13 protein-coding genes are annotated in these 14,346 nt (G+C 68.0%); 7 read left to right on the forward strand and 6 right to left on the reverse strand.

Going from position 1 to position 14,346, the window contains the following annotated elements:
* Positions 1 to 623: hypothetical protein (locus tag ACFPZ3_RS52610; RefSeq protein WP_379521992.1), on the forward strand; the 623-nt coding region annotated here is incomplete at its 5' end.
* A 43-nt stretch (positions 624 to 666) separates the two neighbouring features.
* Here the strand turns inward: ACFPZ3_RS52610 and ACFPZ3_RS52615 are convergent.
* Both ACFPZ3_RS52615 and ACFPZ3_RS52620 read right to left on the reverse strand, forming a co-directional pair.
* Positions 667 to 3,093 carry an NACHT domain-containing protein gene (locus ACFPZ3_RS52615; RefSeq protein ID WP_379521993.1) on the reverse strand — a complete coding sequence of 809 codons (2,427 nt, stop codon included), beginning with the start codon at positions 3,091 to 3,093 and terminating at the stop codon, positions 667 to 669.
* Positions 3,094 to 3,648: 555 nt separating this feature from the next.
* Positions 3,649 to 4,914, reverse strand: a complete 1,266-nt coding sequence (locus ACFPZ3_RS52620) for a helix-turn-helix domain-containing protein (RefSeq protein WP_379521994.1) — start codon at positions 4,912 to 4,914, stop codon at positions 3,649 to 3,651.
* 203 nt (positions 4,915 to 5,117) lie between these two features.
* Between ACFPZ3_RS52620 and ACFPZ3_RS52625 the strand changes: the two genes are divergently transcribed.
* The 6 genes from ACFPZ3_RS52625 (at position 5,118) to ACFPZ3_RS52650 (ending at position 8,656) form a co-directional block, all read left to right on the forward strand.
* Positions 5,118 to 5,426, forward strand: coding sequence for a hypothetical protein (locus ACFPZ3_RS52625; RefSeq protein ID WP_379521995.1), 309 nt, complete (start codon positions 5,118 to 5,120; stop codon positions 5,424 to 5,426).
* 102 nt (positions 5,427 to 5,528) lie between these two features.
* Entirely contained in the window at positions 5,529 to 5,927 is a 399-nt protein-coding gene (locus ACFPZ3_RS52630; RefSeq protein WP_379521996.1) for a hypothetical protein, read from the forward strand.
* Between the two features lie 222 nt (positions 5,928 to 6,149).
* The gene (locus tag ACFPZ3_RS52635; protein ID WP_379521997.1) at positions 6,150 to 6,431 is read left to right on the forward strand and encodes a hypothetical protein; all 282 of its coding nucleotides are present in this window, start codon (positions 6,150 to 6,152) and stop codon (positions 6,429 to 6,431) included.
* Positions 6,432 to 6,585: 154 nt separating this feature from the next.
* Complete coding sequence (locus tag ACFPZ3_RS52640; protein ID WP_379521998.1) at positions 6,586 to 6,723, forward strand: hypothetical protein; 138 nt, start codon at positions 6,586 to 6,588, stop codon at positions 6,721 to 6,723.
* Positions 6,720 to 7,877: a methyltransferase domain-containing protein gene (locus ACFPZ3_RS52645; protein ID WP_379521999.1), complete on the forward strand. Its 1,158-nt coding sequence runs from the start codon at positions 6,720 to 6,722 to the stop codon at positions 7,875 to 7,877. The genes ACFPZ3_RS52640 and ACFPZ3_RS52645 overlap by 4 nt, the downstream gene beginning before the upstream one ends.
* 461 nt (positions 7,878 to 8,338) lie before the next feature.
* On the forward strand, positions 8,339 to 8,656 hold the full coding sequence (locus ACFPZ3_RS52650) for a hypothetical protein (protein WP_379522000.1): 318 nt from the start codon (positions 8,339 to 8,341) through the stop codon (positions 8,654 to 8,656).
* Positions 8,657 to 9,243: 587 nt separating this feature from the next.
* Here the strand turns inward: ACFPZ3_RS52650 and ACFPZ3_RS52655 are convergent.
* From ACFPZ3_RS52655 to ACFPZ3_RS52670, 4 genes are all read right to left on the reverse strand, one after another.
* Positions 9,244 to 10,923 (reverse strand): site-specific integrase, encoded by a 1,680-nt coding sequence (locus tag ACFPZ3_RS52655; RefSeq protein ID WP_379522001.1) that lies wholly within the window; start codon positions 10,921 to 10,923, stop codon positions 9,244 to 9,246.
* A gap of 5 nt (positions 10,924 to 10,928) precedes the next feature.
* Complete coding sequence (locus ACFPZ3_RS52660; RefSeq protein ID WP_379522002.1) at positions 10,929 to 11,174, reverse strand: helix-turn-helix transcriptional regulator; 246 nt, start codon at positions 11,172 to 11,174, stop codon at positions 10,929 to 10,931.
* A 308-nt stretch (positions 11,175 to 11,482) separates the two neighbouring features.
* Positions 11,483 to 12,379 (reverse strand): TRM11 family SAM-dependent methyltransferase, encoded by an 897-nt coding sequence (locus ACFPZ3_RS52665; protein WP_379522003.1) that lies wholly within the window; start codon positions 12,377 to 12,379, stop codon positions 11,483 to 11,485.
* On the reverse strand, positions 12,379 to 13,434 hold the full coding sequence (locus ACFPZ3_RS52670) for a hypothetical protein (protein WP_379522004.1): 1,056 nt from the start codon (positions 13,432 to 13,434) through the stop codon (positions 12,379 to 12,381). The genes ACFPZ3_RS52665 and ACFPZ3_RS52670 overlap by 1 nt, the downstream gene beginning before the upstream one ends.
* Positions 13,435 to 14,346: the final 912 nt, after the last annotated feature.

Consider the following 14,346-nt stretch of genomic DNA (forward strand, 5'->3'; position numbering starts at 1 on the left):
ATCTCTCCCGCACCACAGCATGGGCTAGATCACCCGCACACCATCTCCCTGGACGTGAACGATCAAGGGGCGCTGAAGTCGCACTCTTCCTGGTAGCGGGTGAGTGCTCATGGTCGGGGGCGACGGGACGCGAGCGATGTACCGTACGATCAGTTGATCTTCTCGTCTCAGCGCGCGTCGCCACCGCCAGGCAAGACGCGTCGTACGCCGCGCAACTTCTCAACGAGGTCTCAGAGGGCGATGAGACTCCACTTGACTCGAAGCTGAGTATCCAGCGCCGCAGCTTCTATATCGAGCGTTTTTCATTGGATCTGTGGGAGAGCTTGGTCGGGGACGCGCCGGTCAACGTGTTCGTAGGAGAGGACTATCTCGACCTGAACTGGGACGACGAGGATGACGACGACCTTGAAGAGGAAGACGATGAGGAGAATCGCGACCAGGCCATGGAGCTCGATTCGGGACTCATCTTCGAGCTGGCCGGCTGGCTGCGGAGCGTTCGGTTTGAGGAGGTGTACGACGCACGAGATGACTACGGGTTCGTCAAAGGGGACTTCGAGGATTTTCGCACGTTCATCCTCGCGGTCGCCGAACGAGGCGAAGGCGCACTGTTCCACTTCGCGTAGCTCAAATGGGTGCGGCAAAGAGCTGCACCCATCTCTTTCTCGTTCACCGCCGAGGGGGAGAACCAGGCTGCGAAAGTGGGTCTGTGGGTTGCGCTATTGGAGTTGGCGTAGATCCGCACGAACTATCCGATGTCGTTGCCGAGGAAATGGCCGGTGGCGAAGTAGTTCCTGGCCAAGCGGGACGAGACGGAGGGGAGACGGGGGGCTGATCCAGGCAGGCCAGCCGCTCCTGGAGCCGGATGTGCCGGAACTCGTAGGCGGCGCCAGCCTGGCGGAGCACGCCGCGCTTGTGGGCCTCGGTGAGGAAAGTCATGAGCCGCCAGGGCAGCCGCCCTAGCCCGCACAGCCATAGGCGCGCTGCCAGCAACCGCCCCCACGCGGCCAGCAGGATCACGAGCGGGCCCAGAGGTACCAACAGCAGAATGACCAGATCCCGCCCGTTGTCGATCATTCCCAGCCGGCCCAGGGCCTCGGCGAGCAGCAGGAGAGGCCACATGAACAGCAGGCCGAGCAACGCGCGGCCGAACGCGGCGTGGCGGTCGGCACGCAGGCTCGACAGAGGGCTGGGCGCAGCGGCCGTGTCGGCTGATCGCTCTGAGCACCGGTAGAGGGCACCCAACAGCCCGCTGACCAGCCCGAGGATGAGCCCGCCTGAGACCCAGAGCTTGACCTCGCGCATGAACACGGCAGCGAAGAGGTCCTGCGCGCGCAGTCCGGCCGCGGTGCCACAGCACAGGCCGCTGATCAGGCCGATGCCGACCCCGCCGAGCATGCCGCGCGTCAACCCTCGCGTGGCGGAGCGGATCAGGTCGAGCACCTGCGCGGGTTTGTCGGCCGGGACGTGTCCGCCGCGGGAGAGCCTCAGTGGTATCGTCAGCGGCCGGGGCCTGCGGCCGATACCGGCGGCGCCTAGCAGCAGGGCGGTGGCCAGCCCGTATACCGCCATGTTGGCGAAGTACCGCTCGTTGGGGCGTAGCGGCAGCACGGTGAGCATCGGCCCCGGGCCGCCTAGGGTGATGTCGATGGACGCCGTGTTCAGATCCTGCGTGATCCCGATGAGTATCCCGCTGAGCGCCCCGGCGAGCAGGGCGGCGCGGATGTTCGGCTGCGTCCGTAGCCCTACTCCGAGTGCGATCATGTACAGGGTGACCGCGACCACTGACCAGGACACCTCCTGGAAGCGGTAGAACACGCACCACGCGCCCAGGATCGCCACGCATGCCAGCAGCCCGAACGGGAGCAGGCGCACGGTGCAGGGCAGTGCCTGTGGCAACTCCCACCAGGCGATGGCCCTGCGGCCGCGCCGCTCAGACTGCACGGCGAGGAAGCCGAGCCAGCGCGTCACCTGTGCGATGGTCCAGCGCGGCGCGGCCGTGCCCGGAGGGCCGGGCGCGGGTGCGAAAGTGGCCGGAATGTAGGCGTCCAGCAGGTGTGCCTCGAGGACGGCTGGTTCGGCGAAGCGGGAATCGAGCAGGTCGCCAGGGTGGGCGGCGGTGTCGCTGTAGATAGCGCGGGCCATGGCCGCCATCAACGGCACGGACAGCATCGTGGACAGCGACTGCGCGATGGGCTTCTGCGGCTGGTCGGCGAGGAGCTTCAGCACTTCGCGCCACTTGGTCGCGCCGGGCGGGGCGCCGCGCCGGCTGGTGCCATTCAGGTACCGGGCGAGCTCGTCCAGTGTCAGCGACCGCAGCTCGATGACCGCGGCTGCCGTGAAGACGTCACAGTCGCGCGCGATCTCGCTGTACGCCTCGGTGCGGCACGTCAGCAGCACGGGCGCGCCGGCGTCTATCTCACTGTTGAGGCGGCGCAGGGCCTCTCTTCGGAGCGGCGGCGGAATTTCATCGAGGCCGTCGAGCACCGGCAGGATCCGGCCGTCGGCGAGCAGTTCGCGAGCTATGGTGACGCCGGGCCGAGCCTGCGCGGCCAACGTGCCGTGGTCAAGGGCGAGTCGGTGGGCCATCCACTCGTGTAGGTGGCACTGTTGCGGGTGCCAGGTGGACAGGGAGAACAGGACGGGCACCGGTTCGCCGTCTCCTCGCTCCTTCAGCAGATCGAGAGTCAGGCGCAGCGCCAGCACGCTCTTTCCCGCGCCGGGCCCGCCGAGTACCACCAGGCGTCCGCCGGGCAGGCGGCGGAACAGGGTTGCGATGCCGTCGAACTCGCCGTCGAGCCGGTCGCAGCCGACGTTGCCCTCATGGTCGGACAGCAGCGGATCGGCGGCATCCCAGCGCACGCGCATCGGCCACGGGTCCTGCAGCCTGCGCAGCAGCCACTCGGCCTGCCACTGTTCCTTGACGGCTTTCGCGAGGTCGTTTGCCGCGCCGGCTAGTCGTTCGGTGGCCAGCGGGGCCTTGGGGGTGAGGCCGATCAAACCCACGACCAGCGCCGCGAGGGAGCACACGAGCCCGCAGGCCGCCACCCCCTGTTCGATCACCTTTTCGCCGAGAGGAATGCTCAATGCGGTCAACGCGGTTCCCCCCACCAGGACCGCTGCTATGACTAGAACGAACCGCCAAGCCGACATGTAGCCACTCTCTGGAATCGGAAGACTACTAGTAGTAGTGACGCGCGGGAATCATATTGAGTTCCCTGGCATCGACGACATGAGTCCTTCGTGTTAGGCCCTGCCTGGAATACGAAACCCCGGCGGGCGGGCGGAGATTGACCTGCCACCAAAGAGCACGCTGGCGGACGGCGTACCGTCCGCATGTCGCACCCGGATGGCTCCTGGGCTCGCGCCTCCGCCCGCGGTGATGAGCCGTCACCGGTCGTTCAGGGCGGCCCGCGCCGCTTGTGGGACCTCTGGGAGGAGGTACGTCATGACTGGCTCCTGGGAGGAAGCATGCCGGCCTATGGGGCCCAGGCGGTGATCGAGGCCGGCGGCGCCGTCCAGTTGTCACGCGGCCCGCGGCGATACCTGATCCGATAGCCCACATCAAATAAGCGGTGCGCTACGTCGGTCCTCGCGCAGTTCGCGCGCAGGGATGTGGCGAGGCGTCGTCTTTCGGGACGCCCCCGCCGGTCAGGCGTTGAGGGCCAGCAGCGAGCGCAACTCCCCTACTGTCGGCCGTTCCCACTGCTCTAGCGGTACCGCGCGCAGGACCATGCGTGCCGTCTCCAGGATGTGGTTGGTCCGGAAGCCGGCGGGTAGCGAGTCGATCAGCTCGGCTGCGAGTCTGGCGCCCTCGTCTGTACCGCCCAGCGCGACCGTGCTGATCGCCTCATGGAGTTTGGCGTTCATGCGGTACTGGTAGGACCGTTCGGGAATGATCTGAAGTACCCGATCGCGAGCGACGTCTGCCGCTGCCTGGTTGTGTGAGTAGGCGGCTACCCAGCTTTCGGCGAACGGGATCTGGTCCGGTTTGAAGAAGTCCCAGCGGTCGCCGGCGATCCCCTTGTCCATGTGATCGTGGAGATCTCGTAGAGTATCGGCCGCTTCCTTCGAGCGGTTCAGCAGCGCCAGTGCCTTGGCCCTGGCGGTCATGAGCCGAGGCCATGGACGACGGCTGATCTGGCGAGCATTCTCGATCAGTCGTAGGACGGTCTCTGGCTCTCGCTGCCCGTACAGACCGTGAATGGCCTCTTCGCTGCGGACCAGAAGACGGAGCTCAAGGTCTTTGGAGGCGTCAGCGGTCTTACGAGCGGTGCTCCACCAGCGGATGGCTGCCCCGTGGTCGCTGATCCGGGTCAGTGCGTTGGCCTGGATGACGGCCAGCAGGGCCGCCACTCGGTACAGCTCGGTCAGCTCGTCGCCGATGGTGGTGTGCATCTGCTGTCGAAGGGCGTACAGGTCGATCGACAGGTCCTTGATGACTTGGGCAGGCGGGCGGGTGCGCAGGGCATGCAGGTGATCGGCCCGTGCGATGTCCCAGTCCTCGGCACTGCGAAGTCGATCAGTCGTGTGATCGAGTTCCTGTCGGACGATCTCGTCGAAGCCGACGATTCCAACACTGGCGGCCAGTCCGAACAGCCGTCGGCGTTCCGTGGCGTCCTCCCCGTAATGGTCGTTTATCTCCAGAGTACGCACTGGACTCATTGCGGCGACAGGAGGGATGATATCCGCATTTGGAACGGATTTCTTCTCGTTTCTCTCAGATGCCTCAATAAGCGCGCCTTGCGCATTGGTCGCGGCTTCCAGCGCTTCGACCACTGTACGGGTTGGCTTCCTCTGATCGTTTTCCAGCTTGTATACGTAGCTGGTGGAGATGCCCGCCGCATGCGCCACCGCTTCAAGGGTGCGGTTGCCGCGTAGGTGGCGCAGGGCCTGCCCGAACGTCTCTTCGCCCACCGTCGCCTCCGTGCGCCCGAGATCTTTTCCCTGTTTTCCCCGCAGCCCAGGGAACGGCGGGGAACGTGTGTCCAACGCGAAATATGGACTGCGACTCCCCGTGCTGGCCACGCTACTGCTGTACGGCGTAAACGTCCCGCAAACCTTGCTCGCGAATCTTTGGAGCGAATACGCCGCCATGCATATGGGATGGAGGTCCTGAAATGTTCGAGTTGCTGCGGGCTCCTGTCGAGCCCATCGCTCATGACGCCGAGATCAGGGCGTGGCTGCGGCTTGAGGTGCGGGATCGTCAGCTCGCTGTGCTGCGCACCACCTTCCGCCCGTGGCTGATCACCTACGACCTCACGGGGGCGGGGCTGGTCTGGAGGGCCGGGCCATCGTGGCGGCTCACGCTGGAGGAGGTGACCGCCGGGGTGCGGCGGATCGTGGAGTGCCGCAACCCCGTCGACCTGATGGCGGATCTGACCGATCAGATGGCGATTATCCAGCGGCTGGCTGGTCCCCGCCGGTGAAGCCCCCCGGGCCCGCCGTGCCGGGCAGGCGATGGCTCCGGGCACCAGTCCGGGCCTCGGTGTCCGGCGCCATCGAAGAACCAAACGCAAGGGAGAGCTCCCATGACAGCCAGATCGATTCAGCCCGACCTGTGGGCGGTAGCCGTCCAAGAGTCCACGTTCACGCTGCTCGACGGCACGGGCATCGAGTACGCGGCGATCGGGGACAGCGACGACTACGCGGTGCGTGACAAGGACCGGCCGGAGGTTGAGATCCGGCGGCCCGGTGACGACTTCCGCAAGCTGGGCGCGCTGCTCGGCCGGGGACCCGGTGCCGAGCAGTCGGCCGAGGCTCTGCACGACATCGACGTGGACGACGACCGGTACGAGGCGGTCGAGGGGACGGGCCTGACGTACGCCCCGATCAACGACCACGACGCCGTCAGCGTCCGCGACCAGGAGCACCCGGGCGAGATCCGCAGGCCCGGCAACGACTGGCGCAGGCTCGGCACGGTTCTCTAACGCCAGCCCGTCCAGACATCCCGGGGCGATGCCGGAGATCCGCAGGAGATCGGCCCTGGGACCTGACAGGCGCGGCGGCCATGCGGCCCGCACCCCGTATGGCCTTCCGCCACCGCGCCACTGAAAGTGATCAATGAGCATCTGGAAACCGCACACCCTGGGCATGGGAGGTCGGCTGTGACCTCCACCGGCCCGCAGAAGTGCACACGGTGCAATGCCGACGTGGTCGTGGCTCGACTGCTCGGCACGAGCCGCATGATCGTTTTGAACGCCGAGACCATCGCGGGCGGCGACTACACGATCTGGGCGAACGGCAACAGGGCGGGTTACACCTGGGTCGGGCGTGCCCGCCCCGCGGAGGTGCGCCCTCCCAAGCGGGGCGGCCCTGCCGTGTGGGACGGCCGGGCCGAGGCGAACCGGCGCCTGTGGTGGGTCGAGCACCAGCACAACAAGACGTCACAGCAAATCCTCGAGTTGCGGGAGCCCGCACGACTTGCTGGTTAGACCCACAAGCGGTAGCCCCACCGCAGCCTGAAGACGTCCGGCGAGAAACCACACGCCCGGACGCCGGTCCCGCCTCAACAGCCTCGCGGGCGGGCCACCCGAGAGCGTGGCTCACCCCAGCGGCCACAACCACGAAAAGGGAGACGAAGACAGCATGGGCGGCAAGCACGAAGACCCCAAGAGTCCCAAGGACAAGGAGGTCACCGGCAGGGAGGGCGGCACCGGCAGCACCAACGACCAGCATCAGGAACCGCGGGGCGGCCACGCCAAGGGCAAGAAGGGCAGCAAGTGAGCGCGACCCCCGAACGCCTCGACCGGCTCATCGCGGCCCTGGATCCTGAACAGGCCGGCGACATCGGCGAGCCCATCCGGGACGCGGTGCGGGCGGTGCCGCGGCACCTGTTCATTCCCCCTGTCGGCCTGGTCGTCGAAGAGGGAGAGCCGTACCTGATCGACCGCGACGCCGATCCCGGCACCTGGTGGGACGCCGTCTACTCGCGCAGCATCATCGTCACCCAGCTCGACGACGGCGCCACCGGCCTGCGCGCGCTGCGGGGCGACTCCACGTCCTCGGCGTCCGCGCCGTCCACGGTCGCCGACCTGCTCAACCAGCTGCAGCCGGAGCCCGGCCACCGTGTCCTCGACGTGGGGACGGGTACCGGGTGGACAGCCGGGCTGCTGTCCCATCTCGTCGAGGATCAGGGGGAGGTGACCTCCATCGAGGTGGACCCGGCGGTGGCCGAGCAGGCGGCGAAGAACCTTGCCGCCGCCGGCGTCCGGGCGCGTCTGGTCTTCGGCGACGGCGCGCTCGGCTGCACCGATGGGGAGCCGTACGACCGCGTACACGTCACCTGCGGAGTCAGGACGATTCCGTACGCGTGGGTGGAGCAGACCCGGCCCGGTGGCGTGATCGTGCTGCCGTGGCATCCCGGCTACGGCACCAGCCACGCGCTACGTCTCCTGGTGCAGGAGAATGGGACCGCCGTCGGGCGGGTGACCGGGTACGCCGGATACATGATGATGCGCTCCCAGCGTCCCCAGCCGGGCCAGGACCCGCCGGGCGAAGAACGTCGACACTACCGCACAGCGCTCGATCCACGGGCGCTGGACCAGCTGGGCGCGGGCGCGGATCTGGCGATCGCCGCGCTGACAGGCCTGCTGTCGCACACCGGCGAGGCCGCCGATGAGGACGGCCCGTTCGTGCGCACGTGGGTCTACGATCCCGGCGACGCCCGCTCGTGGGCGGTGGCCACGTGGCGGCCCGGGAGCGCGGATCACGGGGTGCAGCAGGTGGGCGACCGGCCGGTGTGGGATGAGGTGCTGCAGGCGTACGCGCAGTGGGTGAGCTGGGGCGAGCCGCACTGGCTGCGCTACGGCATCACCGTCGCGCCCGGCGGCCAGCAGGTCTGGCTGGACACGCCTAAACGGGTGCTGAGTAGCACCTGAGCTCCGAGCAGGCGCGCGGCGGCGCTCTCCTTCGACCGATCCCGCCGCCGCGCCATCGACCGCCGAAGCTGCCACGGCGCCCAACTGCTCATACTCGCTGTTCCACCCCTGATCCCCACGCAGTACCAGCAGCCTCGCCCCGAATACCGCTTCCCCCATGAACGGGAGTCCTCATCGTGCCGCGCCAAAAGATGATCAGTGGGCTGGCTCTGCTGTTGACCGCCGGCTATGTCACCTTCGTCCTGCTGGCCCCCGCCGGCGTGACCAAGCCGATCACTCAAGCCCTCGTGGTAGGCCTGCTGCTCGCCTGCCTCGGGGCCACCCTGCGGGCGGTCCACCGGGCACGGCGAGCCGCCCACCGCACCCAGCCCCGCCCCCGAACACCCACAGCCGCCCTCCCCACCCACCCCGTGAACGGCACCCCCTGTCTAGTACCGATCCCATTCACTTCGGAGTCAGCCATGCCCGACCCCATCACTCCCGCAGAGGCCGCCGCAGTGACCGCCGAAGCCGCCACCCACCTCGACCACCTGCAGGAAGCGCTACAGAGCCTCGGCCTGCACGCTCGCCTGCTCACCCAGGACGACCGACTACCACGCCTGCGCGTGATCAACCCCAAAGCCACCACCCTGACGGAGATCATCTCCGTTGTGCAAAGGCACGATCGATGGCTGTTCTTGTGGTCGTGGAACGAGCCAATCACCGAGGTCGCCCAGCTCGCCACGGCAGCCGAGCGTATCCGCTACGTCCTGGCCGCAACATCCCCGAGCGCCGCGTAGCCCCGCTCTACGTGACGCGGCCGATGCCTATGGTCGGCGTCCGGATGCCTACCGTCCGGTACCCCGGTAATGGTGTCGGCGACGGCCGGGCCGCACCCTCCGGGCACACCACGCCGCCGCGCTCGGTTGTATGGCCCACGTCATCCACCGTTCCCGCCTGGAGGATGGGACCCGGGTGGGTAGCCGTGCCGATGATTCTCGGGCCAACGCCCAGCAATTACGCGGTCCCGCTCGACGCGTTCTCACCACCTGGTGGCAGACCGGTTCTCAACAACCCCCGGTCGGTCACCCACGCGGTGATGATCATGGCGTTTCCCCCGTACGCCTGATCGTTGCCGGGGGCGGTCCCTCGCCTTGGGACAATCGCGGAAGCCAAGGGCCGCGATGCGAAGGGCCGCCCCACCCACAGCTCCGGCAGCCGCATCCCCCTCAAGCGTGTGCCGCTGCCAGGCGCAGACCCTACGGGTAAGGCTCAGATGCGCCCTTGACTCGGGCGCATCACACCTCCCCACCCCCACGGCCCTCAGCCAAGGCCGGTCAGTCGCGACTGACCGGCCTGCCCAGCTTTCTCCCTGGCCTCTTGACGCCTAGCTGGTCGGCATCGGGATCACCACCCCGTCGGCCTCCCCCTTACCGCTCCTCCCGGGCCGAGCAGTGCCTCGCTTCGGCGGCACCCGCCCAGGCACGGGCACGACGGGTCCCGCGAGGAGAGCAGCGGTCGCCTCGGCCGCCGCAGCCGCCGCTTCGGGGTAAACACTGGTGTAGGTGTCACGGGTAAACGCCGAGGACGTATGACCGAGCGTCTCCTGCACGATCTTGATGTCCGCCCCGGCGGCGAGCATCGCGGTGGCCGCGCCGTGCCTGAGGTCATGCAGCCGGATCGGTGGCAGGCCCGCCTGGTAGCACAGCCCGTAGAAGCGGTCGGTCACGTGCTGCGGGTGCAGCGGGCGGCCGAGCTCGTCGGTGAAGACGAACCCCGAGTGCGTCCAGTCTTCGCCCGCGGCCAGCCGCTCCCGGGCCTGGCGCTTCTTGTGCTCTTTCAGGATGGTCATGGTCTCGGCGTCGACGGCGATCTCGCGGTCGCTGGCGTCGGTCTTCGGGCTGCCCTGGATCGGGTCCCAGCCGAGCTGGGTGATCTGCCAATGCACACCGATCCGCCCCTTCTCGAAGATAACGTCCGGCCAGCGGACTCCGACGCCCTCGCCGCGCCGCAGGCCGCGCACCGCGATCAGCCGATACAGGGCGAACAGCCGATCACGGCGGGCGTAGGCGAGAAACGCCGACGTCTGCTCGGGCGTCCACACCATCACCGGCGACGGCCGCACCGTGCCGATGTAGGCGGCGATCGGATCGACCCGCTTGCCCTCGCGGGCCCGCTTGAGCCGGTCCACATGCCCAGCGTGGTCCTTGCGCCATTGGACGACTTTCTCCTCGGTCCAGATGACCGGCTTGGGCCGGACGGCAGGAGCCAGCTCGACCACGGCGGCGGGGTTGAAGTCCAGCAGCCGATCCTGGCCGATCGCGATGTTCAACGCGTGCCGCAACGTCGCGCGGATGCGATGCAGGGTGGTCGGCCCGACCGGACGCCGATAGCGGACCGAGGCCATCCGGGCAGGGTCGCCGCTGCCGCGTTCGGTGGCGATGATGTCGTTGAACTCCTCGATCGCATCGAACATGCCCGCGATGTCGGAGACCCGCAGCCGATCCAGCCGGATCTCCCCCAGGTACGGGGTGAGGTAGAGCCGCACGTGGGAGGCGTAGGAGCGCTTCGTGGTCTCCTCGATCGACCTCTTACGCTTGAGGAACTCCTGCAGCCACTCCGCCACCGTGATGTGCCGGTTCAGATCCTGGCGGGTGCGAACCTTGCGCCGCACCTCCTCGGTATCAGGCAGACCTTTCGTGTCCTTCAGCACCGACAGCATCAGCTTGGTGATCTGCCGCCGAACGGCGGCGTCGGTGTCGAGGGCGAGCAATCCGCGGGCATGATCCAGCTCCGCCTCGGCATCCTCCAGCGTCGCAAATCCCCTTCGGCGCAGCGGAGTGCGCCGCTTACCGTCAGCGTGAGCGGGCAACTCGAGCTGATAGCCCCAGGTGCCGTGCATACTGCTCCAGCGTTGTCCGCCGTCTCCATGCGGACGGCGCAGCTTCGGACAGGTTTTGCTGATGTTCTTGCCGGTCACCGGGTCGATGCAGGTGCAGACCTTGAACGTGGTGCCCTTGGCGACCTTGAGCTCCTTGCCCGCCGTCGTGTCCGGATCTTTCGCCATCGTGGTCATCCTTCCTCGCATGCCGGACGGCTGCTGCTGTCCGGGTCGGTGTGGTCGAGTAGCGCCCGCAAGGCGCGCACCGGGACTGCGTACCGCCCGCCGATGCGCAGCACCCGGCACGGGAACTCCCCTGCGCGGGCGAGCCGGTAGGCCGTGGTGCGGCCCATGCCGAGCAGCCGTCCTGCTGCGAGCAGGCTGACCACCTCCGGTTCCCCGTGCGTTGTGGACTGGGTTGGGGTTGTGCTGGTCATGCATCACCTCCGTGAGCGTTGATGAACAGGGCATACGAGGCCATGTGGGGCCGCCGTGTTCTCGGCGGGCTGTGGTGGGCGCTACGTCCCCGACCCGGCCCCGCCCGGCCTCGGGGGTAGGGATGTGACCGGCCGTTCACGACGGACGGCCACAGCCCCAACCGCCACGGGGTCCGGTGCGCACCGCGCTGGTGGCGGCGGTATCGACGCCCACCTCCACGGCCCGCGTCAAGCGAAATCCACAGGTCCACACCCGCGCCCCAGCTCCCGGCCCACATCCGGGCCAGAACGCCGGGGGCAACGCGCTGCTACTCCAGCTCGCGGACGCCTTCCAGCGCGTGACCGGGATCGGCCTCGGCCGCCATCCTGAGACGACGAAACACAATCAAGTCCTCATGCGCCAGGGCATGAATGGGCGTGCCGCGCGCCCACGCCTTGCGCGCCTCGTGAAGTTGGAAGAACGACGCCCGGTTCAGCAGCCGGCCCTCGCCCAGCCCACACAGCAGGCACACGATCCGGTCCACGAACACCAGCCCGGCCTCCTCCGCCAGCCGGTGCACGTGGCCGGGCAGGTCGACCAGCTCGCCACGCACCCGGTAAGGCCGCACCGTGATCGCCGCGACCCCGCCCGGCCGCAGCAACTCCACGCAGCCGGCCAGGATGCGGCCGAACCCCTCCAGCAGGTGCGGGAGCTGCTGGTGGGCCAGGTTGGCGCGATCGTGCGAGTAGCGCTGGTTCCACTTGCGCACGCCCGGCTCGCCGGTGTCGCGGGTGGAGCGGATGTGCCCGTGCGTGGCCGCCCCGTACGGGGGCGAGGTGAGCACCAGCGCCGCCCGCCCGGCCAGGTCCGGCAGCAGCCGGGCGATGTGCCGGGAGTCCCCGGCCATCACCCTGCCGAACCCCGGCGCCCCCTGCTTTCTGGCGTGGCCCAGGTTGGCGACCGCCAGGCGCGCCCACCTCTCCTCATACTCCACGCCCGCGGCGTGCCTGCCCAGATGGGCGGCTTCGACCAGGGTGGTGCCGATCCCGCACATCGGATCGACCACCAACTCCCCCGGACCGGTGTAGGTCTCGATCACCCTGGCGGCGATCGAGGGCAGCATCTTGCCCGGATGCCGCATCGACTCCGGCACATACCGGCCCCTACGCTGAACCCGCGATGGCTGCTGCCCCGTCGCCCACACCGACGTCGTCACCTCGGCCATCAATGACCGCCCCCAACCTGAACCGGAGCCTCAGCACCGTCCGGGCTGATGGCGTCCGGCTCGGTGCCATACGGGCCGGTGTCATCCGGGCCGGTGGCGCGTTCCGCAACCGCGGACGTCGATCCGTCGCAGCCCAGGAGCGACTGAGGCGCGGCGAACAGCAGCACATCTGCATGCGTCCGGGCACTCGCCGGCAACCCAGCGCATTCCGGCCGTTTCTGGATGGCGGCCAGGGCTCGGCGGGAGAGACCTGGGTCGATGCGCTCGCCGCGAGCGGGCTGCCGCAGGGCGATGATGTGCTGCAGATAGACCAGACCCGCCTCCCGGGCACGAGCGATGATCTCGGGGACCGGGTCGAGCACACCCTCTTCACGGTGCAGGCCCGTGACCACCACCAGATAACCGCCCGGCTTGACCAGCCCCGCCGCACGAGCGACATCGAAGACCACGGCGTCATCCTCGGGTTCGTCCTTGGAGTCCGGGCGGCCGGTGGCGTGGGCCAGGGGCTGCTGGCAGATCTGCTCGGCCACCACCAGCCCCGCGCCGCTCGCGAGATCAGCCAGGACCCAGGCTTCATCGCCAGGCTCGATGAGGCGCAGGTCGGTGACCTCCAGGTCGTAGCCGGGGTGGGTGCGCGCGAGGCAGCTCCAGGACATACCCGCGCGGGCGACGTCGGTGAAGACGGCCACCGGCAGGCAGCCCGCCGTCAGCGCGGCCGAGACGAGCTGATGATCGCTCGCACCGAGATGGACCACGGTCTCGCCCAGCCGCGTACACGCCGCGACCAGGTGGCGGGCCAACGGGCCGCTGACCGGATGGCAGCACCCCGCCGGACAGGTCGCGACCGATTCGGTGTCGGCTGCCGCCAGCCACACCGACAGCGGCAAATGCCCCCGACCCGCATCTTGACCTTCCCTGAACAGCCGAAGGCCGGGCTCGGAGAGCTGCGCGTCCGGTCCGGATGCGATGGATGAGGCGCCAGCCGTGGCAGGCCCGGTAGCGGCAGCGGAACTCGTGGACGTGGATGCGGTTGAGGTGATGATGGGTTCAGTCATGTGGGTGTGGCCCAAAGTGCCGGGCCACCGATCCCTGTCACTATTCCAAATACCTGCCGCGAGACCCGAATTCGGACAGGTCCTCACGTAAAGATTCAGCAAGACCAACGGTGTGCGCTCTCGCACCCCCTGCCGGACGCCATCAGCCAGGGCTGCCCCGAGCTTCTCATCCACAACCCTGTGGACAACCGTGCCGGTCAGTCCCTCGCCACATCACAGGCTTTCTCGCCCGGAACCGCGTACGGCCGCCCATTACCTGCTCGATTCACCCCTTCGGCATCCAACCAGTCACGCAGAAATGGTGCGACGTGCGGGTCGGATGCTGGGAGGGGTCCGGCCCGTACAAACGGTGTGCTTGCTGTAGCCCGGCGTGCCACCCCATCGGGCCATCGTCCACGCTCCCGCACCCCCTCCCTGTGACGCACACCATGAAGCATGTTTTCGCAGGTCACAACGTTTTCGTACATTTCCCGGACAACGTTCGTCACCGGCTAGCCCCGGTTGCCACTTGATCTGTTGCAGCGAAGGTTGAGCATTGTCATTGAAGGTTGGTGACCGCCAGGTTTCTCACCGAAGTTTGAGTGACCGCTGATGCCTGGCTGCCTGGGCAGACGTTGGAAGAACCGTTACACGCCTACCAGCGACCCTGTACTCAGCGCCTTCGACCTGGACTTTTACTATGAACTGCGGGAACCAGTGTCGGGTATTCGCCCTTCCCGCGGCCGGTCGCTCCCGCTGGCGGACTTCACCAACGGAAGCGTCCGGGGCGCGCCCGGGCTGCGGTCAGCAGCTATCCAGCGGTGGTCATTGGTTCTTGATCTGACCGCGTTCGATGACCCACCTCAGGTTCGTTGAGGGGTTGGAGCAGTCGCGGAACAGGTAGGCGGGGACCCTTCCAGCGGAGCTGTCGCC

The sequence above is a fragment of the Nonomuraea insulae genome (genome assembly GCF_042656245.1).

Bases quoted from the DNA above. Each gene is read 5' to 3' on its own strand.
- ACFPZ3_RS52625 (WP_379521995.1), top strand. From the start codon at position 5,118: ATGTTCGAGTTGCTGCGGGCTCCTGTCGAGCCCATCGCTCATGACGCC.
- ACFPZ3_RS52630 (WP_379521996.1), top strand. From the start codon at position 5,529: ATGACAGCCAGATCGATTCAGCCCGACCTGTGGGCGGTAGCCGTCCAA.
- ACFPZ3_RS52640 (WP_379521998.1), top strand. From the start codon at position 6,586: ATGGGCGGCAAGCACGAAGACCCCAAGAGTCCCAAGGACAAGGAGGTC.
- ACFPZ3_RS52650 (WP_379522000.1), top strand. From the start codon at position 8,339: ATGCCCGACCCCATCACTCCCGCAGAGGCCGCCGCAGTGACCGCCGAA.
- ACFPZ3_RS52655 (WP_379522001.1), bottom strand. From the start codon at position 10,923: ATGGCGAAAGATCCGGACACGACGGCGGGCAAGGAGCTCAAGGTCGCC.
- ACFPZ3_RS52660 (WP_379522002.1), bottom strand. From the start codon at position 11,174: ATGACCAGCACAACCCCAACCCAGTCCACAACGCACGGGGAACCGGAG.
- ACFPZ3_RS52665 (WP_379522003.1), bottom strand. From the start codon at position 12,379: ATGGCCGAGGTGACGACGTCGGTGTGGGCGACGGGGCAGCAGCCATCG.
- ACFPZ3_RS52670 (WP_379522004.1), bottom strand. From the start codon at position 13,434: ATGACTGAACCCATCATCACCTCAACCGCATCCACGTCCACGAGTTCC.